General features: G+C 70.9%; 24 protein-coding genes and 1 tRNA gene. 12 read left to right on the top strand and 13 right to left on the bottom strand.

What is annotated here, in order from left to right; genetic code table 11:
* Both A33M_RS06990 and chpT read right to left on the bottom strand, forming a co-directional pair.
* On the bottom strand, positions 1–439 hold a 439-nt coding region (locus A33M_RS06990; RefSeq protein ID WP_040619625.1), incomplete at its 3' end, for an Hpt domain-containing protein.
* 582 nt (positions 440–1,021) lie between these two features.
* A complete protein-coding gene (gene chpT, locus A33M_RS06985) occupies positions 1,022–1,705 on the bottom strand; it encodes a histidine phosphotransferase ChpT (RefSeq protein WP_008385114.1) in 684 nt (227 codons plus the stop codon).
* A 119-nt stretch (positions 1,706–1,824) separates the two neighbouring features.
* Here chpT and cysQ point away from each other — a divergent pair, with 119 nt between their 5' ends.
* Positions 1,825–2,628 carry a 3'(2'),5'-bisphosphate nucleotidase CysQ gene (gene cysQ / locus A33M_RS06980; RefSeq protein WP_008385111.1) on the top strand — a complete coding sequence of 268 codons (804 nt, stop codon included), beginning with the start codon at positions 1,825–1,827 and terminating at the stop codon, positions 2,626–2,628.
* 111 nt (positions 2,629–2,739) lie between these two features.
* Here cysQ and A33M_RS06975 read toward each other — a convergent pair whose 3' ends face one another.
* Complete coding sequence (locus tag A33M_RS06975) at positions 2,740–3,246, bottom strand: YHS domain-containing (seleno)protein (protein WP_083850349.1); 507 nt, start codon at positions 3,244–3,246, stop codon at positions 2,740–2,742.
* A 130-nt stretch (positions 3,247–3,376) separates the two neighbouring features.
* Between A33M_RS06975 and A33M_RS06970 the strand changes: the two genes are divergently transcribed.
* The 3 genes from A33M_RS06970 to A33M_RS06960 all read left to right on the top strand — a co-directional run bounded on the left by A33M_RS06970 (position 3,377) and on the right by A33M_RS06960 (position 5,812).
* A complete protein-coding gene (locus A33M_RS06970; RefSeq protein WP_040619624.1) occupies positions 3,377–3,958 on the top strand; it encodes a DUF1134 domain-containing protein in 582 nt (193 codons plus the stop codon).
* Between the two features lie 207 nt (positions 3,959–4,165).
* Positions 4,166–5,398, top strand: coding sequence for a hypothetical protein (locus tag A33M_RS06965; RefSeq protein WP_008385104.1), 1,233 nt, complete (start codon positions 4,166–4,168; stop codon positions 5,396–5,398).
* Positions 5,399–5,733: 335 nt separating this feature from the next.
* Positions 5,734–5,812 (top strand) — tRNA-Cys (locus A33M_RS06960).
* Between the two features lie 468 nt (positions 5,813–6,280).
* On the opposite strand, the gene A33M_RS06955 is transcribed toward A33M_RS06960, so the two are convergent.
* Together A33M_RS06955 and A33M_RS06950 are read right to left on the bottom strand one after the other, a co-directional pair.
* Positions 6,281–6,910, bottom strand: a complete 630-nt coding sequence (locus tag A33M_RS06955; protein ID WP_008385103.1) for a S24 family peptidase — start codon at positions 6,908–6,910, stop codon at positions 6,281–6,283.
* A gap of 102 nt (positions 6,911–7,012) precedes the next feature.
* Positions 7,013–8,011 carry an NADPH:quinone oxidoreductase family protein gene (locus A33M_RS06950; protein ID WP_008385102.1) on the bottom strand — a complete coding sequence of 333 codons (999 nt, stop codon included), beginning with the start codon at positions 8,009–8,011 and terminating at the stop codon, positions 7,013–7,015.
* Between the two features lie 179 nt (positions 8,012–8,190).
* Here A33M_RS06950 and A33M_RS06945 point away from each other — a divergent pair, with 179 nt between their 5' ends.
* From A33M_RS06945 to A33M_RS06935, 3 genes are all read left to right on the top strand, one after another.
* Positions 8,191–9,393: a DNA cytosine methyltransferase gene (locus tag A33M_RS06945; RefSeq protein ID WP_202801812.1), complete on the top strand. Its 1,203-nt coding sequence runs from the start codon at positions 8,191–8,193 to the stop codon at positions 9,391–9,393.
* A gap of 5 nt (positions 9,394–9,398) precedes the next feature.
* Positions 9,399–9,818, top strand: coding sequence for a very short patch repair endonuclease (locus tag A33M_RS06940; protein ID WP_008385099.1), 420 nt, complete (start codon positions 9,399–9,401; stop codon positions 9,816–9,818).
* A 265-nt stretch (positions 9,819–10,083) separates the two neighbouring features.
* Positions 10,084–10,239, top strand: a complete 156-nt coding sequence (locus tag A33M_RS06935; protein ID WP_008385097.1) for a hypothetical protein — start codon at positions 10,084–10,086, stop codon at positions 10,237–10,239.
* 135 nt (positions 10,240–10,374) lie between these two features.
* Here A33M_RS06935 and A33M_RS06930 read toward each other — a convergent pair whose 3' ends face one another.
* Genes A33M_RS06930 through lepA form a run of 3 tightly spaced genes read right to left on the bottom strand, consistent with a single transcriptional unit; the run spans position 10,375 to position 12,661 of the window.
* Complete coding sequence (locus tag A33M_RS06930) at positions 10,375–10,569, bottom strand: DUF2283 domain-containing protein (RefSeq protein WP_008385095.1); 195 nt, start codon at positions 10,567–10,569, stop codon at positions 10,375–10,377.
* A complete protein-coding gene (locus A33M_RS25350; RefSeq protein ID WP_083850348.1) occupies positions 10,566–10,829 on the bottom strand; it encodes a DUF4258 domain-containing protein in 264 nt (87 codons plus the stop codon). Before A33M_RS25350 ends, A33M_RS06930 begins: the two co-directional genes overlap by 4 nt.
* Positions 10,830–10,849: 20 nt before the next feature.
* Positions 10,850–12,661 (bottom strand): translation elongation factor 4, encoded by a 1,812-nt coding sequence (gene lepA, locus A33M_RS06920; RefSeq protein ID WP_008385093.1) that lies wholly within the window; start codon positions 12,659–12,661, stop codon positions 10,850–10,852.
* Between the two features lie 230 nt (positions 12,662–12,891).
* On the opposite strand from lepA, the gene pdeM reads away from it, so the two are divergent.
* Positions 12,892–13,635: a ligase-associated DNA damage response endonuclease PdeM gene (gene pdeM / locus A33M_RS06915; RefSeq protein WP_008385091.1), complete on the top strand. Its 744-nt coding sequence runs from the start codon at positions 12,892–12,894 to the stop codon at positions 13,633–13,635.
* Between the two features lie 22 nt (positions 13,636–13,657).
* Here pdeM and A33M_RS06910 read toward each other — a convergent pair whose 3' ends face one another.
* The 4 genes from A33M_RS06910 to A33M_RS06895 form a co-directional block, all read right to left on the bottom strand.
* Complete coding sequence (locus A33M_RS06910) at positions 13,658–14,284, bottom strand: NYN domain-containing protein (RefSeq protein ID WP_008385089.1); 627 nt, start codon at positions 14,282–14,284, stop codon at positions 13,658–13,660.
* A 173-nt stretch (positions 14,285–14,457) separates the two neighbouring features.
* A complete protein-coding gene (locus A33M_RS06905; protein ID WP_008385087.1) occupies positions 14,458–15,264 on the bottom strand; it encodes a TIGR02186 family protein in 807 nt (268 codons plus the stop codon).
* On the bottom strand, positions 15,261–16,193 hold the full coding sequence (locus A33M_RS06900; protein WP_008385084.1) for a sulfite exporter TauE/SafE family protein: 933 nt from the start codon (positions 16,191–16,193) through the stop codon (positions 15,261–15,263). Before A33M_RS06900 ends, A33M_RS06905 begins: the two co-directional genes overlap by 4 nt.
* A gap of 279 nt (positions 16,194–16,472) precedes the next feature.
* Positions 16,473–19,847, bottom strand: coding sequence for an SEL1-like repeat protein (locus A33M_RS06895; RefSeq protein ID WP_008385083.1), 3,375 nt, complete (start codon positions 19,845–19,847; stop codon positions 16,473–16,475).
* Between the two features lie 372 nt (positions 19,848–20,219).
* Between A33M_RS06895 and A33M_RS06890 the strand changes: the two genes are divergently transcribed.
* On the top strand, positions 20,220–20,627 hold the full coding sequence (locus tag A33M_RS06890; RefSeq protein ID WP_008385081.1) for a thioesterase family protein: 408 nt from the start codon (positions 20,220–20,222) through the stop codon (positions 20,625–20,627).
* 62 nt (positions 20,628–20,689) lie between these two features.
* Entirely contained in the window at positions 20,690–21,154 is a 465-nt protein-coding gene (locus A33M_RS06885; protein ID WP_008385079.1) for a cupin domain-containing protein, read from the top strand.
* 39 nt (positions 21,155–21,193) lie between these two features.
* On the opposite strand, the gene A33M_RS06880 is transcribed toward A33M_RS06885, so the two are convergent.
* Positions 21,194–21,973 carry a HugZ family pyridoxamine 5'-phosphate oxidase gene (locus A33M_RS06880; RefSeq protein ID WP_202801811.1) on the bottom strand — a complete coding sequence of 260 codons (780 nt, stop codon included), beginning with the start codon at positions 21,971–21,973 and terminating at the stop codon, positions 21,194–21,196.
* A 219-nt stretch (positions 21,974–22,192) separates the two neighbouring features.
* Between A33M_RS06880 and A33M_RS06875 the strand changes: the two genes are divergently transcribed.
* Together A33M_RS06875 and A33M_RS06870 are read left to right on the top strand one after the other, a co-directional pair.
* On the top strand, positions 22,193–22,891 hold the full coding sequence (locus A33M_RS06875) for a response regulator transcription factor (RefSeq protein WP_008385075.1): 699 nt from the start codon (positions 22,193–22,195) through the stop codon (positions 22,889–22,891).
* Between the two features lie 112 nt (positions 22,892–23,003).
* Positions 23,004–25,067: a sensor histidine kinase gene (locus A33M_RS06870; protein WP_008385074.1), complete on the top strand. Its 2,064-nt coding sequence runs from the start codon at positions 23,004–23,006 to the stop codon at positions 25,065–25,067.
* The last annotated feature ends 120 nt before the right edge of the window (positions 25,068–25,187 follow it).

The following is a 25,187-nucleotide window of genomic DNA, read 5'->3' as shown; positions in this document are numbered from 1 at the left end:
CGGGCGCGGCAGCGACCGGGGCGGCGGCCGGCGGCGACGCTGCGCTCGCGGCGGGCGGCGCCTCGGCACCGAGCGCGAGGCGCTCCAGCTCGTCGATCAGGTCGCGGTCCTCGCCGGCCGGCTCTTCCTGGCTCTGCTCCAGCTCGTCCAGGATCGCCTTGATGCGATCGATGGTCGAGAGGATCAGCGTCACCGCCTCGCCGGTGACGGCGGTGCCGTCCCGGAACTTGCCCATCAGCGTCTCGGCGGCGTGCGCCAAGGCCTCGAGGCGCGGCAATCCGAGGAAGCCGCAAGTACCCTTGATGGTGTGGACGAGGCGGAAGATGTTGTCGAGGATTTTGGCGTTGTTCGGATCTTGCTCGAACCGCACGAGCTCGACGTCGACCACGTCGAGACTCTCGCTCGTCTCGGTCAAGAATTCCCGCAGCAAGTCGTCCATCGAAAAAACTCGCGTTACGGGCACGGAAAGCCCGGTAATTCAGGAGCACGGGCAGTCTGTTGGGAAAGCGTTTAAGTTTCGTTGCGGAAATGGTTCCCGAACGCGGAGGCCGGGTTTTTCCGCATGGCCGGACCGCGCCGGGCGCGCCGCCGACGGGTTTCCGCATGCCGCCGCCGGGCGGCGACCGCACCGTGGCGTCACCGAGGAATTGTTGAAAATTCGAGCGAATGCCGGCGGAACGGGCAGCCGTCAACCCGCCGTTAAGCCTGTCGCGAGCGATCCGGCCGGCGCCCCGGCCGGCTGCCGGCGAGGCGCACGGCGGCGCCCGCCGCTCCGCAACCGGGTACGGCACGGCGAAAGTCGTCGCGAGGTTTTCGGGCGCGCCTGAATTGGTCCGCTACGAGCCGGCGTCTCGCCGCGGCGGCCGCGGGCAGCGCGAACACCCGCCGGCGGGTGCGGTTTCTCTCGCCGCGTTCAGTCGAGCCGACGGCGAATACGATCGGGCGGAGCCGACGGCGGCGGACGAACCGCCACCGGCCGGTCTGCCGAGACCAGCAGAAAAAGGCGGAGGGAGAGAAAAAATCAGCCGGCGGCGGCGGTGGCCGTCTCGGGCGCCTCGCGCGGGCTCGCGGTCAGGACGATCGCCTCGCCGTCCGGCGCGAAGCTCACCTCGAGCCCGCAGGTGCGGGCGAGCAGGCCGGTGAAATAGGGCTGGATCGCATGGCCGTCGAGCGCGCCGTCCTCCGGCGTGCCGGCCACCAGCGCCGGCACCGGCTGCGGGATGCGGGCATTGAGCCCGCGGCCGACCGCGGTGATGCGGAAGCCCATGGTCTCGCCCTCGCCGATCGGATCGACGTCGAGGGTGCCGCCGCGCGGAATGATCTGGCCGGCGAGCAGCAGGAGATTGAGCAGGAGCTTGACCCGCGTCTTCGGCAGCAGCACCCGCGGCAGCCGCCAGGCGAGCTCGATCTTGTCCTCGGTGAGCACGCCGCGCGCCACCTTCTCGGCGTCGCCGAGATCGATCTGCGCGCCGGCCGAGCCAGCGGCGCCGAAGGCGAGGCGGCAGAACTGGAGACGCGCCGAGACCCGTGTGGCACTCTTCTTGATGAGGTCGAGCGCGAACGTCTTGGTCTCCTCGTCGCGTGCGTCCTCGAACACCTCGAGCCCGTTCACGATCGCGCCCGACGGGCTGATCAGGTCGTGGCAGACCTTCGAGCACAGCAGGGCGGACAGATCGAGAGAATCGAGCGTCAGGGCGCCGGACATCGACGAGCAGCCTCCGGTTGATGTCCCCGAATCGGCACCGCGCCGGACGGAGGTGTCGTGTGATACACCGGTGCGACGGACCAACGCAAACCGGCCACCGAGGAGAAACAGGCAGCGTCATGAACCCGATCGACCACCGCCTCGCCGATGCCCTCACGGCGCTCGTCTCGCAGGCCGGCCGTGCGGTTCTGGAGGTCGCGTGCTCGCCGCTCGCGGTGCGCACCAAGGCGGACGGCAGCCCGGTGACCGAGGCCGACCTCGCCTCCGAGGCGTTGCTGCTGCCGGGGCTCGAGCGGCTGCTGCCGGGCGTGCCGGTGGTCTCGGAGGAGAGCGGCGCGGCGACCGACCGCCTCGGCGATCTCTATGTGGTGGTCGACCCGCTCGACGGCACCAAGGAGTTCGTCGGCGGCACCGGGGAATACACGATCAACGTCGCGGTGGTGGAGAACGACCGGCCGGTCGCCGGGTTCGTCTTCCTGCCGGTGCGCGGGCTCCTTTATCGCGGCCGGGTCGGCCTCGGCGCCGAGCGGCTGGCGCTGCGTGTCGGCGAGCCGGCCGGCCAGCCGGTGGCGATCCGTGCCCGTCCCCGCCCGGCCGACGGCATGGTGGCGACGGTGAGCCGGTCGCACCTCGACGAGCGGACCAAGAGCTTCCTCGACGCGCGCGGCGTCGCGGCCCGCATCCCCTACGGCTCGGCGGCCAAGTTCGCGCTGATCGCCGAAGGGGCGGCCGACGTCTATCCGCGGCTCGCGCCGACCTGCGAGTGGGACGTCGCGGCCGGCCACGCGCTGCTGGCGGCGGCCGGCGGCACGGTGCTGCGGCCGGACGGATCGCCGCTGCCCTACGGGCGGATCGAGGAGGGATTTCGGGTGCCGGCCTTCGTCGCCTGGGGCGAGCCGCCGGACGGGCGCCAGCCGGCCTGACGGCGACGGCCGGACGATGCCGCGGCCGCGCGGCGCCGCGCGACCGCGGGCGAGAGGCGTCAGAACGATACGTCAGGACGAGAGGTCGGGACGAGAGGTCGGGACGAGCCGTCAGGGAATCAGCCCGGCCTGCACGCTCGGCCAATGGCTGCGCGCCTCGCGCATGGTGGCGTCCGGGTCGGCGGCGAACTTCGCCTTGGCCCGCTCGCTGAAGAACAGCAGCAGCCTGCCCTCGGAGACGGCGAACACCAGCGGATTGCCCGGCCGCGAGATGCCGCGCGCCACCCCGACCGGGTCGTAGCCGCCGAACACCGGGGCATAGACCCGCGGATCCTGCGCGAACGCCGCCCGGTTGCCTTCGTTCTCGAACCGCCACACCACCCCGGCCCAGCTGTACTCGAACTCGGGCCGGCCGAGCTGCGGCGCCTTGTCGACGAAGTAGGCGACCGGGTCGTAGCCGTCGATCGCGATGCCGGTGAAGCGGTCGGTCACCACCCGCTCGGTGGTCGCCGCGCCGACATCGGCCGCCTGCCCCACCGAGAGCGCGAGAAACGCGCCGACGAGGAGGAGAACGACGCGCAAGAGCGTGGTTTGCGGGAGTTGCCGCGGTCGGGTCATAGTGCTGCCGGATGGTATCGCGATTCGGATCGAATCGCCGTCGCGCGCGGATATAACGCGTTTTCGTAACGGACCGGTTATCGCGATCCGCAGAATCGTGGGGATCGAACGGGAACGAGGGGTGGTGCCGATGGGTGGAGCTTCGCGTGTGATCGCCGCCGTGCTGCTGCTGACGGGGCTCGCCTTCGCCGCGCCCGCACGCGCCCAGGGCGCCCCGCCGCCGGCGCACTCGACCTACTCCTCCGAGGAGGTGGTCGCCGCCGGCCACCGCTTCTTCGGCGGCGTCTCGCGCAGCCTCGCGACGCTGGTCGAGCGGGCGGCCAGCCAGTGGGGCCTGCCGAACGGCTACATCCTCGGCGAGGAAGGCGGCGGCGCGATCTTCGGCGGCCTGCGCTACGGCGAGGGCATGCTCTACACCAAGAACGCCGGCGACCTGAAGGTCTACTGGCAGGGCCCCTCGTTCGGCTGGGACATCGGCGGCGAGGGCGCGCGGACCATGATGCTGGTCTACAACCTGCCCTCCACCCAGGCGATCTATCAGCGCTTCGCCGGCGTCGACGGCTCGGCCTATCTGGTCGGCGGGCTGGGGATGACGGCGCTCACCTCCAACAACATCGTGGTGGTGCCGATCCGCTCCGGCGTGGGCTTGCGGCTCGGCGCCAGCATCGGCTATCTGAAGTTCACGCCGCAATCGACCTGGAATCCGTTCTGACCCGGCCGCGCTCCGCCTCCCCGTTCCGCCTCCGGACGCCCTTCGGCGCGACGCCGGAGCGGCACACCGTTGCGTGATCGGCGGAGTTTTCGACTGGCTCCCGGCCGGGAACGGTGATCATTTGACACGATATCCGTCCGTCGCCGGCAGACCTGCCAACACCCGCGCAAGGTGGCCCGGCCCCGCACGAAGCCGGAGGCGCTCGCCATGGTCGAGCAGATCATGCTGTTCGGGATCGGTTTTCTGGTCGCGAGCCTGTTCAACCTGCTGTTCGTGCCGCTGGTGCACAACCGCGCGGTCCGGCTGACGATGAAGCGGCTCGAGGCGGCGACCCCGTTCTCGATGGCGGAAATCCAGGCCGAGAAGGACCAGCTGCGGGCCGAGTTCGCGATGTCGACCCGCCGGCTCGAGATGAGCGTCGAGCAGCTCAAGGCGAAGACCGCGAGCCAGCTCGGCGAGCTCGGCAAGAAGTCGATGGCGATCGGCAAGCTCCAGCAGGAGCTGGAGGAGAAATCGGCGACGATCCGCCAGGTCGAGGCGCGTGAGGCGGCGCTGCGCGACCAGCTGGAGACCACCGAGCACGAGTACACGCTCAAGAGCGACCGGGCGCAGACGGTCGAGCAGCGGCTCGCCGCCAAGGAGACCGAGCTGGCGACGCTGGTGGCGGCGCTCGACGAGCGCACCGCGGTGTCGGACAGCCAGCGGATCGAGATCGCGACGCTGCGCACCCAGGTCGAGTCGCTGAAGTCGCAGCTCGCCCAGGCCCAGAAGGACGTGCGCGAGGTCGCCGCCCGGATGGAGCAGGAGCGGCAGGCGGCGGCCGCCGCCGGCGAGGAGCTGGCCGCCGAGCGGAGCCGCAGCGCGGCGATCGCCGGCCGCCGGGCCGAGCTCGAGCGGCAGCTCGCGGCGCAGGCCGCCGAGGCCGAGGGGCTCGGCGCGCGGGTGCGCGAGCTGGAGGAGCGGCTGACCGAGCAGGGACGCCTGCTGGTCGAACGCGAGCACGAGGCCCGGCGGGCCCGCGAGCTGGCCGATCGGGCGCAGGCGGCGCGGGCCGAACGGGCCGCCGAGACGCGCGAGATCGACGCCTTGCGCGAGGAAAACACCCGGCTGCGCGCCGAGATCGCCGCCGGTCGCGTCGGCGCGGAAAGCTCGTGGGAGAGCGAGCGGCTGGAGAGCGCGCTGCTGCGCGAGCGGATCAACGACATCGCCGCCGAGGTGGTACGGTTGACGCGGGCGCTGGAAGGGCCGGAGTCGCCGATCGAGGCGATGCTTTCGGGCGACGCCCCCGCCCCGGCCGGGTCCGCGGGCACGAATGCCGCTGGCACGGGTGCCGCCGGCACGAATACCGCGAACGGCGCGCCGCAGGGCGACCTGGTCGCCCGCATCCGGGCGCTGCAGGCACGGGTGGCGGCGGGTCCGACGCCGGCGGCGGCGCAGTAGCGACAGTCGCCTCTTCCGAGCACTTCGACCCGGAACCGTCGCCGGTTCGGGCAGGATTTGTCCGAGGAGATATCGCCGCGGTCCGTCGCGAACAGCCGTCACGCCGAAGTCCGCCACGGAGCCCCTGCGGGTCGGGCGAAGCGCAAGCCCGACGCCCGCTTGCCGCGCGCTCTTGCCCGACGCCCGCTTGCCGGGCGCTCTTGCCGGACGCCCGATCGGCGGGCACCCATTGTCGACGCCCGATGACCGGGCACCCGCTTGCCCGCACCGGTGCGTTAAGCCTAACGGGGTGTCAACGTTGCATTACGCAGGCACCCCTCCTAGGATGCGCTCGTGGCCCGGTGGCGGAATGGTGACGCGGAAGGTGCCCGCAAAGCCCTTCAAATCCTGGTTCGAGTCCAGGCTGGGCCTCCACCGGCAAGCGACCGCTCGGGCGTGGGCCTGTTTACCCGCGGGTCTCCTCTGCCGGTCGTGGTGCGAGCCGGCATGAAAATGCCCGAGCCGGCGCGGACGACGCCCGGAACGGTCGGCGCCTCCTCGAACGACTTTTCAGCGGAACAGCGTGTTTTCGGCGGAAAAAGAAAGACGGCGACCCGCCGCGTCCCCGTCTCACGGCGCGAACCTGCCGGTACATCCGCGGTCAGGCGGCGCGTGAGAGGGGTGCGGCACAGGCCGCTCGATACGGGATATGGGGACGCAAACGCTCTTGCCAACCCCCCGCCCGGACCGAGCACCGCGGGCCGACATGAAGAGACTAGCCGGCTTTCGTGACGGTTTGCCGACGACGACCCGCCGACGACGCCCCGCCAGTGAGGTGAGCACGACGCCGCGCCCGAGAGCCGTCGATGCGCCTCGAGCGCACCCGCGACGGCGGCGCGCCGCCTACTGGCTCGCCCACACGATCCGGGCGACCCACAAAACCTCCTCGGTGCCGAGCGTGCGGTCCTGGTGCTCGGGATTGAGCGAGCGCAGCTCGAGCGTCTTCGAGGTCTTCCGCTTGAGCTCCTTCGCCATCACCTCGCCCTCGCGGGTCTTCACCACCACGCGGTCGCCGCGCCGGATCGGCGCCGAGGGCGAGACGATGATCACGGTGCCGTCGCGATAGGCGGGCTGCATGGAATCGCCGGAGATTTCCAGCGCATAGGCGTGCTCGTCCTCGACCGCCGGAAAGGCGATCTCGTCCCAGCCCTTGCCGACCGGGAAGCCGCCGTCGTCGAAATAGCCGCCCGATCCCGCCTCGGCGAGGCCGATCAGCGGCACCGCCTGCTCGGCCGGCGCGCCGCCGTCGGTGATCAGCTTGACGAAGTCCTCGATCGGCGTGCCGGTCGCCGCCAGCGATTTCGCCACCGACTCGGTCGAGGGCCAGCGCGCCCGCCCGTCCGGGGTGATGCGCTTCGACTTGTTGAAGGTGGTCGGGTCGAGCCCGGCCCGCTTGGCGAGCCCGGAGGCCGACAGGCCGGCACGCGCCGCCAGGCGGTCGAGCGCCGTCCAGATTTGCGCATGCGTCAGCATGAAACCTCCGGTGAGAATCGAGGCCCGGGGAGGCATCGGCCACACTATAGGAATTTTAGCCTTGGCACGCCAGCGCCTCGCGCGGCCCGATTCCCCTCGCCCTCACTCCTCGGCCACCCGCAAGATCACCTTGCCGGTGGTGGCCCGCTCGGCGAGCGCGGCGAGTGCGCGTGGCAGCTCGTCGAAGGCGTAGACGGCGCCGACATGCGGGGTGATCGCCCCGGCCGCCGCCATCTCCGACAGTTTTTGGCCGATCCGCACCAGCATCGCCGCGTCGTGCTCGGGGTGGAAATAGACGCCGATCGCCGACAAGCGTTTCAGCAAAAGCTTGTTGGCCGGGATTTGCGGGATCGCCCCGCCGGAGAAGCCGGTGACCAGAAGCCGCCCGCCCCAGGCGAGCAGGCGCAGCGCGTCGCGGGTCGCCTCGCCGCCGAGCGAATCGACCACCACGTCCACTCCCCGACCTTTGGTCAGCGTCTTGACCTGCTCGACCAAGCTGCCGTGGCGATAATCGACGGTCGCATCCGCGCCGTGCCGACGGGCGAGCGCGCATTTGTCGGCGCCGCCGGCAGCGGCGATCACCTCCGCCCCGAGATGCTTTGCCACCTCCACGCAGGCGAGCCCCACCCCGCCGGCCGCCGCCAGCACGAGAACCCGCTCGCCGGGCTTCACCACGGTGCTCTCGGTGAGCGCCACCAGCGCCGTCGTGTAGGCGACCGGCAGCGCCGCGGCGGTTTCCGCGGCAAAATCCTGCGGCACCGCGAGCGCATGGTCACCGCGCACGAGGGCGTAGTCGGCGAACCCGCCGGTCTCCGCCTTGCCGGCGATCCGCGTGCCGGCCGAGAACGGCGCATCCGCGCCCGCCTCGATCACCGTGCCGGCGAGCTCTTGGCCGGGCGTAAAGGGCCGCTCGGGGCGCACCTGATAGCGGTCGTCGAGCATCAGGAGATCGGCGAAGTTCAGCGCCGCCGCCTCGACCCGCACCAGCATCTCGCCGGGTCCCGGTGCCGGCCGCGGGATCTCCGCGACCTCGAGCCCGTCGCGGCCGAAGGCGAGCGAGCGCCACGCCCGCATGCCGCCGGGAGAGGTCTGCACCGCCATGATCCGTCCCCCCTGCAATGAATGAACACGGGGCGCGCGCGCACCCGCCCCCGCTACAATGCGGAAAGTGTGGCCCAGGCGCCTTGTGCGGGCAAGCGGGCCGCACGCGCCGAAAAATTCCGGTGATGGCGAGAGCCGACGCCACCGAAACGCTTGTGTCGCCGGAGCGGGTCGGGACCATGGAGGATCGATTCGGGGTGCGGATGAGGATCGCCGGACTTTTCGCGGGCATCGGGGGGTTCGAGGCCGGTCTGCACGAGGCCGGTCACGAGACCGCGTTGTTGTGCGAGATCTGGCCGCCGGCCGCCGCCGTGCTCACCGCACGCTTCCCCGACATCCGTTGCGTCGCCGACATCGGCGCGCTGGACGCGCTGCCGAAGGATATCGATCTGGTCACCGCCGGCTTTCCCTGCCAGGATTTGAGCCAGGCCGGCCGCACCGCCGGCATCGGCGGGCAGAAATCGGGCCTGGTCGACCACGTGTTTCGGCTGCTCGACAAAGACCGGCCGCCGCGCGTGCTGCTGGAGAACGTCTCCTTCATGCTGCAGCTCGACCGCGGCAGCGCGATGGACCGGCTGGTGACGGCGTTCGAGGCGCGCGGCTATCGCTGGGCCTACCGGGTGGTGAACTCGCTCGCCTTCCTGCCGCAGCGGCGCGAGCGGGTTTTTTTGCTGGCGAGCCGGGTCGACGACCCGGCAAACGTCTTGCTGGCCGACGAGGCTCTGCCGACGCTGCCGGACACCGCGCTCGACACCCACGCCCACGGCTTTTACTGGACCGAGGGCATTCGCGGGCTCGGCTGGGGGCCGGACTGCGTGCCGACGCTGAAGAACGGCTCGACCGTCGGCATTCCCTCCCCGCCGGCGATCCTCTTGCCGGACGGCACGATCGTCACGCCGGATCTCCGCGACGCCGAGCGCTTGCAGGGTTTTGCCGCCGGCTGGACCGAGCCGGCGACGCGGGCGGGGCGGGCCTCGCTGCGGTGGTCGCTGGTCGGCAATGCCGTCACGCGGCCGGTCGCGGCCTGGATCGGGACGCGGCTCGCCGCGCCCGGACGCTACGATCTCGCCCGCGACGGGGCGGTGCTGGAGGCCGGCACCCGCTGGCCGCGCGCCGCCCGCTTCGACGGTTTTGCGCGCCGGGCGGTGGCGATCTCGGCGTTTCCGGTATGGCTTTCACGCCCCTCGCTCCATGCGTTTCTGAGCCACCCCGGCGTTCCGCTGTCGGAGCGCGCCACCGCCGGCTTCCTGTCGCGGATCGAGCGCAGCCGGCTGCGCTTCGTGCCCGGCTTTCACGAGCGGGTGCGCGCCCATCTCGCCCGCATGCGCGAAAAATCTCCGCAAAGATCGCGGGAGGCGCGGCGCCTGCTCGCCGCCGAATGAGCCCGATGGGCCAGCGCCCCGCCTGCCCGACCGACCCGGCCCGCTCCGCCCTGATGCGCCGGGTGCGCCAGCGCGGCACGACACCCGAGGACGCCGTCGCCGTCGTGCTGCGCGACCTCGGCATCTTCTATCGCCGCAACGTGCGCTCGCTGCCGGGCTCGCCCGATTTCGCCAACAAGGCGAGGCGCTTCGCGATCTTCGTCAATGGCTGCTTCTGGCACCGCCATCCGGGCTGCCCCAAAACCACCACGCCGACCCGCAACCGCGAGTTTTGGCTGAAGAAGTTCGACCAGAACGTCGCCCGCGACGCGGCCAAAACCGCGGCCCTCGAGGCCGCGGGTTTCGGGGTGATCGTGGTGTGGGAATGCGAGACCAAGGATGCCGAGGGGTTGCGGCGGAGGCTCGCGGAGGAGCTGAAGGAGTGAAGATGGGCGCTTGCTCCAGGGCCGGCTGCCGCCGACCGTCACGAGATCGTTCGACACTGGATGGTGGCGCGCAGGGTGCCATTGCTGGCAAACTGGGAGAGGGCGCAAAACCATCAGCCGCTCGAACGGATACCGGGACCGGACGACGATGCCGCTCGAGGTCAGACGGATCAGAGTGACGGGCGAGTTCCGGCTCGCGGTCGAGTTCTCGGACGACACGGTCGGCTAGCGCGACTTGTCGTTTCTCCGCGAGGAGAATGGCCCGATGCTGGAGCCGCTGAAGGACCCGAGCTATTTCCGCCGCGTCTTCGTCGAGAACGGCGTGCCGACTGGGCCGAACGGTTTCGATTGGGACCTGATCGCGCTGCACGACGAGATGGATGCCGCCGGCCTGCTGCGGCCGGTGGAAGCGGCGGAATGACCGCTCGGTAGCCCGGGTGAGCGCAGCGAAACCCGGGACCCACGAGCATGATGCCCGGATCGAGCAGCCCCGGATTTCGCTTCGCTCTATCCGGGCTACGCTTGCTACGCGACTACGCTTGCTACGCGACTTTCGTCAGGCCGCCTCCACCAAAAGCTCCGGCGACAGCTGGCGTCTCGCGTCGAGCAGCTCGATCCCGACGATGCGCCCTTCGGCGTCGTAGTCGAACACGACATCCGGCGCGACCTCAGCGCTGTCGACGATCTTCTGCTGCGACAGGCGGATATAGGCCGCGTTGTCCTCGGAGCGATATTTGACGGTCGGCGTCATGACGGCCTCCGTGCGTCCCTGTCCAAGAAAGCCGTCACGACCCGAATCTCATGCTCGGTCTCGACGCAAGCGACGCGAAGAACGCGATTCCCGGCTTCCACAAATCGGCGAAAACGCCGCTCAAGGTCGGGTCGCTTCGGATCGGGATGAGACCATTCGGGATCCCTCACCGTTCTTTCGATCCAGCTTCGATCCAATTCACGTTCGAGAATAACGTCCTCGGCGTGTCTTGAAAACCGCAGCGGTTTCGGCTCGGGCATGGCGCGGCGTCGCCCTCACCTCACACATCCACCTTCAGCGCGGCAATGAAGGCTTCCTGCGGGATGTCGACCTTGCCGAACTGGCGCATGCGCTTCTTGCCCTCCTTCTGCTTGTCGAGCAGCTTGCGCTTGCGGCTGACGTCGCCGCCGTAGCACTTTGCGGTCACGTCCTTGCGGAAGGCGCGCACCGTTTCGCGGGCGATGATCTTTGCGCCGATCGCCGCCTGGATCGGCACCTGGAACATGTGCGGCGGGATCAGCTCCTTCAGCTTCTCGCACATCGCCCGCCCCCGGCCCTCGGCCCGCGTGCGGTGGACCAGCATCGACAGAGCGTCGACCGGCTCGGCATTGACCAGGATCGACATCTTCACGAGGTCGGCGGGGCGGTAGTCGGTGAGGTGGTAGTCGAACGAGGCATAGCCCTTCGACACCGATTTCAGCCGATCGTAGAAGTCGAACACCACCTCGTTGAGCGGCAGCTCGTACTTCGCCATCGCGCGGTTGCCGACATAAGTCAGCTCGGTCTGCACGCCGCGGCGGTCCTGGCACAGCTTCAAGACGGCGCCGAGATACTCGTCCGGCGTCATGATGGTCGCCTGGATCCACGGCTCGTGGATCTCCTTGATCTTCACGACATCGGGCATGTCGACCGGATTGTGGATCTCGATCGCGGTGCCGTCGGTCATGAAGATCTTGTAGATCACGCTCGGCGCGGTCGCGATCAGGTCGAGATTGAACTCGCGCTCGAGCCGCTCCTGGATGATCTCGAGGTGCAAAAGCCCGAGAAAGCCGCAGCGGAAGCCGAAGCCGAGCGCGGCCGAGGTCTCCATCTCGAAGGAGAAGCTCGCGTCGTTGAGCCGCAGCTTGCCCATCGCAGCGCGAAGGTCCTCGAACTGGGCGGCGTCGACCGGAAAGAGGCCGCAGAACACCACCGGGATCGCCGGGCGGAAGCCGGGCAGCGGGGTCGCGGTCGGCTTACGGTAGTCGGTGATGGTGTCGCCGACGCGGGTGTCGGCCACCTCCTTGATCGAGGCGGTGATGAAGCCGATCTCGCCGGGCCCGAGCGAGCCCTTCTCCACCATTTTCGGCGCGAACACGCCGACCCGGTCGACCTCGTAGTCGGCCCCGGTGCCCAGCATGCGGATGCGCTGGCCCTTCTCGATCGACCCGTCGACGATGCGCACCAGCACGATCACGCCGAGATAGGCGTCGTACCAAGAGTCGACCAGAAGCGCCTTGAGCGGCGCCTCGGCGTCGCCCTTGGGCGGCGGCAGCCGAGCGACGATCGCCTCCAGCACGTCCTCGACGCCGAGCCCGGTCTTGGCCGAGATCATCAGCGCGTCGGAGGCGTCGAGCCCGATCACGTCCTCGATCTGCTGCTTCACCTTGTCGGGCTCGGCGGCCGGCAGGTCGACCTTGTTGAGGACCGGAACCACCTCGTGATCGTTGTCGAGCGCCTGGTAGACGTTCGCGAGCGTCTGCGCCTCCACCCCCTGGCTGGCGTCGACCACCAGGAGCGAGCCCTCGCAGGCGGCGAGCGACCGGTTCACCTCGTAGGCGAAGTCGACGTGCCCGGGGGTGTCGATCAGGTTGAGGACGTAGGTCTCGCCGTTCTTCGCCTTGTAGGCGAGCCGCACGGTCTGCGCCTTGATGGTGATGCCGCGCTCGCGCTCGATGTCCATCGAGTCGAGCACCTGCTCGCGCCCCTGCATCTCACGGGCCGTCATCGCCCCGGTGAGCTGGATCAGCCGGTCGGCGAGGGTCGACTTCCCGTGGTCGATGTGAGCGACGATCGAGAAGTTGCGGATGTTGTCGATGGGCGCGGTGGTCATGGCCGGCGAGATAGCATCGGCCGGTCCGCAATCAAAGCGCCGCGAAGGGTTCGGCCGGGCTCGCCGGCGGAAAGGTCCCTCGCCGCCGCCCGCCACTCGCAATACGGTGCTTTTTTACCACACCGGGCGCTCCAGCGGGTGTCGGCGTGTCGCCTCCCGCCGGTCTCGGCCGAGGGGCATGACTCGCGAAAAAATTTGCCGCAGGCTCGGGCGTCGATTCGGAACACCTGATGGACGCGCGCACCCCCGCCTGCACCCGCTTCGCCCCTCGCCCGCACCGTCCCACCGTGTCCGCGGCGGAGATCGAGGTCGCCGGCGCGGCGCTCCTCGCCGATCTCTCGGGCGCGCTTTTGTGGCCGGACGAGCGGGTGCTGGTGGTGGCCGACCTGCATCTGGAAAAGGGGTCCGCCTGCGCAGCGCGCGGCCAGCTGGTGCCGCCGTTCGACACCGCGCAAACGCTGCAAAACCTCGCGCGGCTGGTCGCGCGCGAAAACCCGCGCACGATCATGACGCTCGGCGACAGCTTTCACGACGGCGACGGCGCCGCCCGCCTGAGCCCGGCCGACCGCGAGACGCTGGCGTCGCTTCGGCGCGGCCGGGATTTTCTCTGGATCGCCGGCAATCACGATCCGGAGCCCGACGTTTCGCTCGGCGGCACGGTGGCGGAGGAGATTTTTCTCGGCCCGCTGGTGTTTCGCCACCGGCCGGGCGGCGCCTGCCCGCCCGGCACCGGCGAGATCGCCGGTCACCTGCATCCGTCCGCCTGCGTGGTCCAGCGCGGCCGCGGCGTCACCCGGCGCTGCTTCGCCACCGACGGCACCCGGCTGGTGATGCCGGCCTTCGGCGCCTACACCGGCGGCCTGAACGTCCGCCACCCGGCGTTCCGCCCGGTGTTTGCCGGACTCGCGTTCCGGGTCCACCTGATCGGCGACAGCCGGCTCTACACGTTTCCGGCGGCACGCTGCGTGGGATGAAGGCGAAAGAGTTGCGGCCGGCTCAGCGCGGCTTCGGCCGGTAGTCACGCTTGTCGATGCAGGCCTCGTAAGTCGCCCGATCGATCGGGATCCAGTCCGTCCGATCGATGCCTCGAACCTTGACCGCCGGGCTCGACGGATAGGCCGACGCAATCTTGACCCATCGTCCCTGTTGCCGGGCGATCTCCCGCAGCTCGACCGCGGCCTCGGACAAATCCTGGTCCCGGCAGAACAGCAGCGCGACGTCGTATTCCCTCCGGTGCGCGAGACCGATCACGTCGAGCGCGATGCGGACGTCGATCCCCTTCTCGTCGCCATCGAGAAACGTGTGAACCGTGCCGTCCGGCAGACGCACCTGCTTGTTCCGATAACGCAGCGGCCGGGTGACGACGGTCACGCCGTCGCGTCCCATCTTGGCACCCTTCGCCGTCCAGAAATGGTTCCAGAAGGGATTGTCCTCGACAGTCGGCACGCCGGTATAGAAGCGCACGCCCGCGCACAGCCATCCCTGCCGGGCACAGAGGGCCTCGGCCAGCGCCTTCGGGTCGTAGTCGGGAAAGCGGCAGCCGAACGCCGCCTTGGCGCAGTGAAACAGGTTCTGGCCGTCGAAGAACGCGATCGCTCGCTTCGGATCGGGCTCGGTCGGCATCTGCCGCGTCCGGAATCGTGGTTCGTGCTGAAAAATGGCCGGCAAACAATAACCCCGCCGGAGGCCATTGCTGGCGGGTCCGGCGGGGAAGAAATAGATATCCTCATAGTTGGAGGTCTACCGCTCCGTGTCAAGGCATCGCTCGACCACCGGAAGACCAACGGACCGATCGATCAATCCCGCCGAAACACGATCGAGGCGAGCCAGCCGGTGGCGAGCGCCATCATCGCGGTGAGGATGCCGTAGAGCAGCCCGTGCTCCTGCGCGGCGGTGGCGACGAAGCGCTCGAAGCCGACCTTGACGATCTCGAAGGCCGAGCGCGAGCCGGTCACCAGCGCGCCGTCGGCGAACAGCTTCACGTCGACCTCGTAGATGCCGACCGGCGACTCGGCCGGCAGCGTGATCGACGCCTGGAACAGCGTCGGCGACAGCATGGTCACCGCCACCGGGTCCTCGATATAGAGGCCGCGCTCGGTCTTCAGCCGCAGGAACGCCCTGCGAAAGGCGTCGTCCGGCACCACGTCGGCGATGTCGGGCCCGATCTGCTGCGGCAGCACCATGTAATCGAAGCCGATTCTCTGGCGGCGCAGGCGGTCGGGCGGGAGAATCTGGTCGAACGGCCGGGTGCCGAGCACGGCGAGATAGGACGGCACGTCGATGAAGGTGCGCGATTCCGTGTTGAGCCAGATGCCGAGCGCGCGCTCCTTGCGCAGCGTCTTGAGCGTTTGGCGCGGGCCGATCACGGTGGCGATGATGTCGTAGCGGCGCCGCTCGAGCGGGGCCGTGCCGTCCGGCTCGATCGCGCCGAACAGCACCACCTCGGTGCCGGTGAACACCGAGTTGATCAGCACGCGGTGCATCGACAGCGAGGTCACCAGCCGCTCGGCGGCGCCCGCCTCGCCGGCACCGGCGATCACGAGAGCCAGCCCGGCGGCGAGCGGCACGAGCACCGAGAGGAGGAGACGGCGGGCGAGGCTCATCGGCCGCCCTCCATCACCCGGAAGGAGAAGATCTCGCCCGGCGTCACGAACAGGTTGACGGCGAACCGCAGCCCGACCGCGAGCACGAGAAGGCCGAGCAGCAGCCGCAGCCACTCCGACCGCATTTTCTGGCCGGCCTGGGCGCCGAACTGCGCGCCGATCACCCCGCCGACCATCAGCAGCAGCGCCAGGAGCGCGTCGACCAGATGGTTGGTCGCCGCGTGCATGATGGTGGCGCCGCCCATCGTCACCAGCGTGAGCACCATCGAGGTGCCGATCACCACATTGGTCGGCACGTGCAGGATGTAGATCAGCATCGGCACCAGGATGAAGCCGCCGCCGATGCCCATCACCGCGCCGAGAAAGCCCATGGTGCCGCCGATCGCCAGCACCGGCAGGATCGAGACATAGAGCCGCGACTGCTTGAAGCGCGCCTTGAGCGGCAGCCCGTGCACCCAGGTGTGGCCGCCGGGCGGACGGGCCGGCACGGTCTTGTTGCGATCGCGGTGGGCGCGCAGCGTCGCCCGCACGCTCTCGGCGACCATCAGCCCGCCGACCGAGCACAGCAGCACGACATAAGCGAGCGCGATGAACAGATCGAGCTGGCCGAGCGCGCGCAGCACGCCGAACAGCCAGACGCCGATCGCGGTGCCGGTGAGGCCGCCGATCAGCAGCACGAAGGCGAGCGGCAGGTCGATCGCGCGGCGCCGCCAGTAGGTCAGCGCACCGGAGAAGGAGGAGGCGGTGATGTGCGCGGCCACGGTGGCGACCGACACCGCCGGCGACACGCCGATGAAGATCAACAGCGGCGTCATCAAAAACCCGCCGCCGATGCCGAACATGCCGGAGATGAAGCCCACCGCCGTCCCCATCGCGAAGACGAGGAAGACGTTGACCGGCAGGTCGGCGATCGGCAGGTAGATGTCCACGGCGCGGCGGATCCGTTGCAGGCGGCCCCCGGCCGCCGGGCCTCGAAGGAGTCGCGGCCGCGCCGTCACCGTGCTGCGCCGGACCGCCCGAGCGGAAACGGCCGCTCCGCCCGCCCCCGGCATCGGGGTCGGGTTCTCGAAGGACGGCCGCGGGGGACCCGCGCGCGCCGGCGACGACGCCGCGATCACCGCAGGCGTACAGGCTCGTCCTGCAAACTCAAGTGAAATATCGTCTCCGGGCGGCGGCCGCGCGGGTGCGCGGCCGTCCGCGAGGAACCGTCACAGCCGGGCCGACTGGGCGTGCGGCGCCCGGCGCGGCTTCGTCTTGCCCTCGCCGGCGGTCGCATCCTCCCAGCCGCCGGGCGGCGGCTTCACCGTCATCGCGCCTTCGGGCGGCGACATCGCGACGAAAGTCTGGGCCGCGAGGCGAGCCGCGGTGAGCGACTGCTGATCGAGCTTCGCGCCCACCTCGTCGCGCTTGCGGCCGGCGTCGCGGTCGCCGTTCTGGGCGGCGATCGCGAACCACTTGTAGGCCTCGGCGAGGTTCGCCTGGACGCCGATCCCGCGCGCATAGAGGATCGCCAGGTTGAACTGGCTGTCGGCGACGCCGTAGCGGGCCGCCTTGACGAACCACTCCGCCGCCTTGGCGAAGTCCGGCCGCCCGTCGATTCCCTCGGCATAGAGCACGGCGATGTTGTGCATGGCGTTGGCGTTGCCCCTCTCGGCCGCCGCCAGATAGAGCCGGCGCGCCTCGGACAGGTCCTTCTTCACGCCGCGGCCCTTCTCGTACAGGCTGCCGAGCCGGAACGCGGCCGGGGCGAGCCCCTGGGCGGCGGCGCGGCCGAACCAGCTCGCGGCCGCCGGCAGGTCGACCGGCACGCCGCGCCCCTCGGCGTAGCGCATGCCGATCTCGAAGGCGGCGGCCGGATCGCGTGCCACCACGCCGGCGGCGAGCGCGCGGCTGGAGATCCCCTGCGGCAGCGCGTCGGGCCACGGCTCGGCGGTGACCAGCGCCGCGCTGCCGTCGGCCGTGCTGCCGTTCGCCTGGGCGTCCTCGGCGGCCGCGTCGTCCTCGTCCATGTCGGTGCCGGCGCCGGCGGGCGGCGCGGCGAGCGGGGTCGCGGCGGCGACGCCCGGATGCGCCGGCAGCGAGCCGGTGACGTCGAGATAGGGGGCGGGCGGCGCCGTGGTCGCCTGCTGGGTCGGCTCGGCTTGCCCGGCGCGCCCGAAATGGCGCTCGAGCAGCGCCTTGGCGCTCGGCGAGGCGGAGGCGATCTTGCGCTCGATCGCGGCGAGGTCGCTCGGCGGCACCAGCGCCGGCGCGCTCGCGGCGGCCGGGTCGGCCGAGGCGGTCGCCGCCGGCACGGTGGCCGGAGCCTGCGGCTGCGGCGCGCGATTGCCGGCGACCTGCACCGACGACCCGCCACCGGACCCGCTCAGGGTGGCGACGCCGATCGGCAGCAGCGCGAGGCCGATCACGATGACGCTGGTGGTGACGAACAGCGACTTCACCCGGTCGGACAGCTTTCGCGAGCGGGCATTGCCGTCCGGCGCGATGCCGGCGGCGGCCTGGGCCTGCGCCTGCTGCTCGCTCGCCGCCTGGGCGGCGCGGCGGGCGGCCATGATGAAGTTGGGGCGCGCGCCGGCGGCGGGCTCGGCCGCGGCGGAGCCGAGGGCGGCCTGCGAGGCGGCGATCCGGTCTGCGGCGCTGCGGCCGCCGCGGAACCAGGGCGGGCCGGAGCCGGGCTCGATCGGCGCGTCGGGCGGCAGCCGGGTGTCGCCCGGCCGCGCCTCGGCGGCGCGGGCGTCTCCAGTGCGGGCGTCTCCAGTGCGCGGGTCGGGGCTCCGCGCCTCGGCGGAAAGCGCCGGGCCGGCGACACCGGCCGTGGCCGGCGCCTCGTCGGGGCGCAGCGGCGCGCCGAGGTTTGCGCGCAAAAGCTCGCCGGCCGGCCGGCGGTCGGTCGGCGGCGGAACGGGCGCTCGCGCCTCGGGCGCCCGCGGCTCGGGCGCTCGCGCCTCGGAGGTCCGCGGCTCGGAGGTCCGGGCCGAGCGCAGGTCGGTCTCGATCGCGGCGAGCCGGTCGACCACCCGGCCGATGGTGCCGTGCGCGGCCTCGAGCGATTCGCGGGTCCGGCGGTCGCTGTCCTCCTGGGTCAGACGGATGCCCTCGACGTCGCGGGCGAGCGCCTTCAGCACCGGCTCGACGGAGGGCGTCTCGGTCCGCGCCTTCTGCAAGCCCTCGACATGGGCGAGCAGCTCGGCCATGCCGCGCTCCAGCGCCGGCAGCATCTCGAGCCGGGACTCGGAAGCCTCGATCTTCTCGACCAGCTGGGCGAGCCGCCCCTCGATCGGCCCGACCTCCGGGTGCTCGCGCGAAAAACCTTCGAGGCGCTCGAGCTTGTCGGCGAGCGCGATGATCCGCTCCTCGATCTGGGCGATCGCGGCCGGATCGGTGCCGACGATCTTCTCGATCTTGTCGCCGAGATCGGTCAGGCGCGCCTCGAGCGGGCGGAAGACCGCCTCGTCGTCGCGCGGCGCCATCAGGTCGAACCGCTCGAGCTTTTCGACCAGCGACGCCATCAGCGGCTCGATCGGGCGCGGCTCCGGAAGCGGCGCCGGCATGGGCACCGCCATCGGCGGCCCCTCGGCCACCGGCGCGCCGCGGGCGAGCGTTTCCGCGATGCCGCTGATCTGCCGCTCGAGATTGGCCAAAACCGCCGGCTCGACCGGCTCGCCGGCCGGGACGTGGCGCTCGACCTTCTCGGCGAGCCCGCGCACCTCCTGCACCAGCGCCGCCAGCACGTCGCCCGAGGCGACCTGGGCGACGATGCCGCGCAGCGTGCCGACCGCCTCCTCGAGCTGCTGCACGACGGTCGGGTCGAAGCCCTCGGTCGAGACCTGATCGATCTTGTGGAACAGCGTGTTGATCGAGCCGGCGAGCTCGACCGGCGCGAGCGAGGCGACCGCCTCGCGCACCTCGGCGAGCCCCTGCTCGATCGGCGCCAGCGTGGCGGCGTCGGGCCCGGCACCGCGGGTGGCGTCGAGCCGCTCGGCGAGCGCCCGGACCTCGGTTTCGAGCGCCTCGAAGGCGTTGCGCGGCACCTGATCGTGCACCGCCCGGCCGATCTCGCGCAGCTCTTCGCGCAACTCCGAGACCAGCTCCTCCGCCCGGCAGGGCGAGCGCAGGGTCTCCAGCTGCAGCGTGATCGCCTTGAGCTGCGCCTCGAGCCGCGACAGGTCGAGCGGCGGCTCGGCGCCGTCCGCCTGCTCCGCCGGCAGCACCGGCGCGAACATGCTCGGCACCGGCGGCCCGCCGCCGTCGAGCGCGCGCTGACGCTCGGCGATCTCGGCGATCACCCGGTCGAGCGAGGATGCGTCGGGCATGGTCCGGCGGGCTTTTGCGGGACGCACGGCGGCGGTCTCCGCCGGCTCCTCCAGCGTCGATTCGAGAACGCGCTCGAGGTGGCGGGTGATGGTCTCGAAGCGGTCGCACAGGGCGGCGATGTCGCGGTCGGGGGTCGCCCGCAGCGCACCCGCCCCATTGCCGGTTCCGGTTCCGGCTCCGGCCTGGCGGCGCGGCGGCGGCGCCGGCGAATCGGCCGCGTCGGTGCCGTCCGGCACGACCTCGGCGGTCGCCGTCGATTCGGGAGCCATCGATCCGAACCATTTCCGGAACGACGCGCCGGCCTGACGAGGCGCGTCGACCGCCGTGTCCGGCGACCCGCGTCGACCCCCTTTGACGTACCCTGGCGCGCCTGTCATGTGGATTGTCCGGCTTGCACCCTCGACCCCCCGAAGCCGCGGGCGGCGTCCGGACCCCCCATCGTTAAGGAACGATGGACTCCCGACCTCCCCCGCAGACCTCGCACCGACTTTCCACGGAGCAGGGTAAAGAAGGGGTTAAACCGTGCCGGCCGGCGGGCGATTTCTCGGCCCTGCGGCGCCGCCGCCATGGTGCGCGGCGACCGCCGGGCGGCGTCCGGGCGGCGCCGGCCCCGGCCGGAAAACGACGACGGGAGAACGACGATGAGCGAGACGGCTCGCCTGGTGATCGGGGCCAAGGGTCACGCGGCGCTGACGGTAACGGAGGCCGAGAGCGCGCCGAGGATCGGCAGCGGCACCATCGCGGTGCTGGCGACCCCGGTGATGATCCGGCTGATGGAGGCCGCAGCCCTCGACGCCGTCGAGGATTCGCTGCCGGAGGGACACCACAGCCTGGGCGTCAAGCTCGACGTCGCCCACACCGCGGCGACCCCGGTCGGCATGCGGGTCGAGGCGGAGGCCGAGCTGACCGCGATCGACGGCCGCACCCTCACCTTCCGGGTCGAGGCGCGCGACGCGGTCGAGACGATCGGCGCCGGCACCCATGTCCGGGTGGTGGTGGAGGGCGCCCGCTTCCTCCAGCGCCTCGCGCGAAAAACCCAGGCCCGCTGACCGCCGTCCGTCTCTTTTCGCCTCGTCGCATCCCCATGCGGCCAACCCCGGAGCGCAAAGACATGCCGAAGATCGACGTCGCCGCCCTGCCGCTCGACACGGCGAGCCGCTATCCGGCCGCCTATCGGGCCGCCGTCGAGGGGCGTGCCCGCAAGCGGCTCGGCCCCGCCGCCGGCCTCACCCAGTTCGGCGTCAATCTGTGCCGGCTGCCGCCCGGTGTCGCCTCCTCGCAGCGCCACTGGCACGCCAACGAGGACGAGCTCGTCTATGTGCTCGAAGGCGAGGTGGTGCTGTGCGAGGACGGCGGCGAGACGGTTCTGCGCGCCGGCGACGCGGCGGCCTGGAAGGCGGGCGTGCCGAACGGGCACTGCCTCGTCAACCGCTCGGACCGCGACGCGCTGGTGCTCGAGATCGGCACCAAGGCGCCGACCGAGACGGTGGAGTATCCCGACATCGACATGCGCGCGGTGCGCGACGCCGACGGCGCCCGCAACACCAAAAAGTCGGGCGAGCCGTTCACCGAGTGAGGGTCTTCGCGCCGGGCGGGCGAGGGACGGCCCCCGCCCTCACCCCGCCCGCGCTTGGTCGGCAAACTCCTTCAGCACGGTGCGCAGCTGCGCCGCCGCGGTGACGCGGTGGGGAAAAGCGAGGCGGGCGACCCGATCGCCGGCGGCGAGGTCGAGCCCTTCGGGATCGACGCCGGTCACCCGCCAGTCGCCCTCCGCCTCGCCGAGCAGCTTTTCGGCATAGAGGCCGACCGCCTCGGCGTGATCCTCGTTCATGTGGGCGACGGCGTCCTCCTCGGCCGCGACCAGCTCGGCCGCGCCCTCGAGCCTCGTCAGCACGTCCTTCGCCTCGAGGTCGGCGGCGCGGGCGAACCCGCCGTTGAGATGGGCCGACACCACGATCATCCGCCAGAAGGTGAAATCGGGAAAACCGGCATAGAGCTCGGACTTCCTGTGGCGGGCGAGAAAGCGGCGGCGCACGTCGGGATCGTCGGTGCGCACGAAGTCGCCGAGCACGGTGAGGCGGGGATGCGCCAAGGGATCGCCCTTGCCGGTGGCGGCGAGCAGCACCGAGGCGCGGCCGTCACGCTCGAGATTGGCGGTGTGGGTCGAAAGCCTGGACACCAGGATCAGCGGCGAGCCGTCGGCGGCGGTGGCGACGTTCACCAGCGAGGCGAACGGGTGGCCGGTGTTGCGGTCGTTGGTGGCGAGCGCGCCGGCGCGGGTGGCGCGCAGCAGCGTCTTGGCGGTGGTGATGGGATCGAAGTCCTCGGGCGGCGCGGCACCTTCGGGAAGCCGCCCGGGCATGCTGCCGGGCAGAGGGCGTTGGATGTCCGTCACGCGGTCTCTCCTGGTCCAATTTCGGGAGCATCTTCGTCCGGCTCCCGGCATTCGCGCAAATCGGCTCCCGGTATGGCGAAAGCCGCCGGGAATGGATAGACTCGGCAGCCGGGGGGACACTCCCGGGCCGCCGGAGCCCGGCCGGGAGGTGTCACATTTCGGCCCAGCTTTGCGGGCTTCAAGGCCCGAAGGGATTGCCCGTTCACGGGAAGAGGCCCCATGCCCACCATCGCGCTCGTCGACGACGACCGGAACATTCTCACCTCGATTTCGATCGCGCTCGAAGCCGAAGGTTATCGCATCATGACCTACACGGACGGCGCCTCGGCGCTGGACGGCTTCAAGACGTCGATGCCCGACCTCGCCATTCTCGACATCAAGATGCCGCGGATGGACGGGATGGAGACGCTCCGCCGCCTGCGCCAGAAGTCCGACGTGCCGGTGATCTTCCTCACCTCCAAGGACGAGGAGATCGACGAGCTGTTCGGCCTGAAGATGGGCGCCGACGACTTCATCCGAAAGCCGTTCTCGCAACGCCTGCTGGTCGAGCGGGTGAAGGCGGTGCTGCGGCGGGCGAGCCCGAAGGACGGCTCTCCGATCAAGGAGACCGACTCGGCAAAGGTGCTCGAGCGCGGCATGCTGCGGATGGACCCGGAGCGCCACACCTGCACGTGGAAGGGCGAGCCGGTCACCCTCACGGTCACCGAGTTCTTGATCCTCCAGGCGCTGGCGCAACGGCCGGGGGTGGTGAAGAGCCGCAACGCCCTGATGGACGCCGCCTACGACGACCAGGTGTATGTCGACGACCGCACCATCGACAGCCACATCAAGCGGCTGCGGAAAAAATTCAAGCAGACCGACGACGACTTCGACATGATCGAGACCTTGTACGGCGTCGGCTATCGCTTCAAGGAATAGGACCGTTTCCGGCGGCCGGAGCGGCGGGCACGGTCGCCCACCGAGGAGCGGGAACGACGGGAACCGCCGGGCGCGGCCCGACCGAACGCCAGAACGGACGAGACGCACCGCCGTGCTCGATCGAACCGCCGAGACCGACGACCAAGCCCCTCCCGACACCGCCGCGCCCACCGACGCGGCGAGCGACGACGCCCGTGCGTCGGCCTCCGAGCCGGCCGGCCGGCCGGGCGGCACCGCCGGCGCCGGGCTCGCCGGCTCGCGGATCGGCATCGGCGGGCTGCGCCGCATCGCCCGCATCCGCCGCACCGCGCATCGCGGCCTGTTGCGCCTGCGGGTGTGGACGAGCCCGCTGACGCAGGCGAACCAGCGCACCCGGCAAAAAATCGCCGACGCCGGCCGGGCGGTCGGCCGCGGCGTCGCCCGCGTCGCGGTGCCGGTCTCGCGCGTGCTCGGGCTGAACCGGCTCGGCCGGCTCCTGTGGCCGGTGTGGTCGCTGTTCACCGGGCTGACCTTCTCGAGCCTCAGCCGCCGCATCGTCTTCCTCAATGTCGCCGGCCTGCTCGCGCTGGTGCTGGGCATCCTCTATCTCACCCAGTTCCGCGCCGGCCTGATCGACGCGCGCGTCCACAGCCTGTTGGTGCAGGGCGAGATCATCTCCGGCGCGATCGCCTCCTCGGCGACCGTCGACATGGACACCATCACCATCGACCCGCAGCGCCTGCTCGAGCTGCAGGCGGGCGAGAGCTACGGCCCCTCCGACGACGTTTTGTTCGGCTACGAGTTTCCGCTCAATCCCGAGCAGGTGGCGCCGCTGTTGCGCCGGCTGGTGACGCCGATCAACATCCGCGCCCGCATCTACGACCGCGAGGGCGTGCTGTTCATGGACAGCCGCAACTTCATCGGCCGCGGCGACGTCCTGCGCTACGACCTGCCGCCGCCGACCGCCGAGGAGCCCGGCCTGATCGAGCGCGGCTTCACCGCGATCCGGCGCTGGCTCGGGCGCGGCGACCTGCCGCGCTACCGCGAGCTCGGGCCGGAGGAGAACGGCCGCGCCTATCCGGAAGTCGCCCAGGCGCTCGCCGGGCAGAAGGCGAGCGTCGTGCGGATCGACAGCCGCGGCAACGTGATCGTCTCGGTGGCAGTGCCGATCCAGCGCTCGCGGGTGGTGCGCGGCGCGCTGCTGCTCTCCACCCAAGGCGGCGAGATCGACCAGATCGTCGAGGCCGAGCGGCTGGCGATCATGAAGGTCTTTCTCATCGCCGCCGGCATCATGTTCGTGCTGTCGCTGCTGCTCGCCGGCACCATCGCCGGGCCGGTGCGCCGGCTCGCCGACGCCGCCGAGCGGGTGCGCCGGCGCATCAAGAGCCGGGTCGAGATCCCCGACTTCACCCGCCGCAAGGACGAGATCGGCCATTTGTCCGGCGCGCTGCGCGACATGACCAACGCGCTCTACAGCCGCATCGAGGCGATCGAGAGCTTTGCCGCCGACGTCGCCCACGAGCTGAAGAACCCGCTGACCTCGCTGCGCTCGGCGGCGGAGACGTTGCCGCGGGCGAAATCGCCGGACAGCCAGGCGCGGCTGCTCGCGGTGATCGAGCACGACGTCAAGCGGCTCGACCGGCTGATCTCCGACATCTCCGACGCGAGCCGGCTCGACGCCGAGCTGCAGCGGAACGAATCCGGCACCGTCGACCTGCGCCGCCTGCTCACCACCGTGGTGGCGATCGCCAACGAGGTGAAGCGCGGCAAGAACGTCACGGTCAAGCTCGCCTTCGAGGGCGGCGGGCCGCGCAGCTTTCAGATCGCCGGCCACGATTCACGGCTCGGCCAGGTGGTGCACAACCTGGTCGACAATGCGCGGTCCTTCTCGCCCGACGGCGGCACCGTGAAGGTGACCTGCCGGCGGCACGACAAGGAGCTGGAGATCAACGTCGACGACGAGGGGCCCGGCATCCGCCCGGACGCGCTCGAAAAGGTGTTTCAGCGCTTCTACACCGACCGGCCCGAGCAGGGGTTCGGGCAGAATTCCGGGCTGGGTCTTTCGATCTCCAAGCAGATCGTCGAGGCGCACGGCGGTCGCATCTGGGCCGAGAACCGCATGGGGCCCGACCCCGGCGAGGGCGAGCCCGCCCCGGTGATGGGCGCCCGCTTCGTCGTCCGCTTGCCGGCGATGTGAGGGCGATGCGGACGATCTCGGCATCGGACGACGACGCGACCATGGCCCGACCGTCGAGTCGCCGAGCGCGGGTGTCCGAGCCCGCCGGAACGGCTGGCCCACCCTCTCGATCCCGGCAAG

Origin of the sequence: Rhodovulum sp. PH10, from assembly GCF_000293785.1 — a bacterium.
Classification (GTDB): domain Bacteria; phylum Pseudomonadota; class Alphaproteobacteria; order Rhizobiales; family Xanthobacteraceae; genus Rhodoplanes.
Note: the sequence above shows the minus strand (reverse complement) of the source record. Positions and strands in the feature narration are given on the sequence as shown.

Coding starts and splice junctions, on each gene's coding strand:
- chpT (WP_008385114.1), bottom strand. CDS start 1,705: ATGTCCGGCGCCCTGACGCTCGATTCTCTCGATCTGTCCGCCCTGCTG.
- cysQ (WP_008385111.1), top strand. CDS start 1,825: ATGAACCCGATCGACCACCGCCTCGCCGATGCCCTCACGGCGCTCGTC.
- A33M_RS06975 (WP_083850349.1), bottom strand. CDS start 3,246: ATGACCCGACCGCGGCAACTCCCGCAAACCACGCTCTTGCGCGTCGTT.
- A33M_RS06970 (WP_040619624.1), top strand. CDS start 3,377: ATGGGTGGAGCTTCGCGTGTGATCGCCGCCGTGCTGCTGCTGACGGGG.
- A33M_RS06965 (WP_008385104.1), top strand. CDS start 4,166: ATGGTCGAGCAGATCATGCTGTTCGGGATCGGTTTTCTGGTCGCGAGC.
- A33M_RS06955 (WP_008385103.1), bottom strand. CDS start 6,910: ATGCTGACGCATGCGCAAATCTGGACGGCGCTCGACCGCCTGGCGGCG.
- A33M_RS06950 (WP_008385102.1), bottom strand. CDS start 8,011: ATGGCGGTGCAGACCTCTCCCGGCGGCATGCGGGCGTGGCGCTCGCTC.
- A33M_RS06945 (WP_202801812.1), top strand. CDS start 8,191: ATGGAGGATCGATTCGGGGTGCGGATGAGGATCGCCGGACTTTTCGCG.
- A33M_RS06940 (WP_008385099.1), top strand. CDS start 9,399: ATGGGCCAGCGCCCCGCCTGCCCGACCGACCCGGCCCGCTCCGCCCTG.
- A33M_RS06935 (WP_008385097.1), top strand. CDS start 10,084: ATGCTGGAGCCGCTGAAGGACCCGAGCTATTTCCGCCGCGTCTTCGTC.
- A33M_RS06930 (WP_008385095.1), bottom strand. CDS start 10,569: ATGACGCCGACCGTCAAATATCGCTCCGAGGACAACGCGGCCTATATC.
- A33M_RS25350 (WP_083850348.1), bottom strand. CDS start 10,829: ATGCCCGAGCCGAAACCGCTGCGGTTTTCAAGACACGCCGAGGACGTT.
- lepA (WP_008385093.1), bottom strand. CDS start 12,661: ATGACCACCGCGCCCATCGACAACATCCGCAACTTCTCGATCGTCGCT.
- pdeM (WP_008385091.1), top strand. CDS start 12,892: ATGGACGCGCGCACCCCCGCCTGCACCCGCTTCGCCCCTCGCCCGCAC.
- A33M_RS06910 (WP_008385089.1), bottom strand. CDS start 14,284: ATGCCGACCGAGCCCGATCCGAAGCGAGCGATCGCGTTCTTCGACGGC.
- A33M_RS06905 (WP_008385087.1), bottom strand. CDS start 15,264: ATGAGCCTCGCCCGCCGTCTCCTCCTCTCGGTGCTCGTGCCGCTCGCC.
- A33M_RS06895 (WP_008385083.1), bottom strand. CDS start 19,847: ATGGCTCCCGAATCGACGGCGACCGCCGAGGTCGTGCCGGACGGCACC.
- A33M_RS06890 (WP_008385081.1), top strand. CDS start 20,220: ATGAGCGAGACGGCTCGCCTGGTGATCGGGGCCAAGGGTCACGCGGCG.
- A33M_RS06885 (WP_008385079.1), top strand. CDS start 20,690: ATGCCGAAGATCGACGTCGCCGCCCTGCCGCTCGACACGGCGAGCCGC.
- A33M_RS06875 (WP_008385075.1), top strand. CDS start 22,193: ATGCCCACCATCGCGCTCGTCGACGACGACCGGAACATTCTCACCTCG.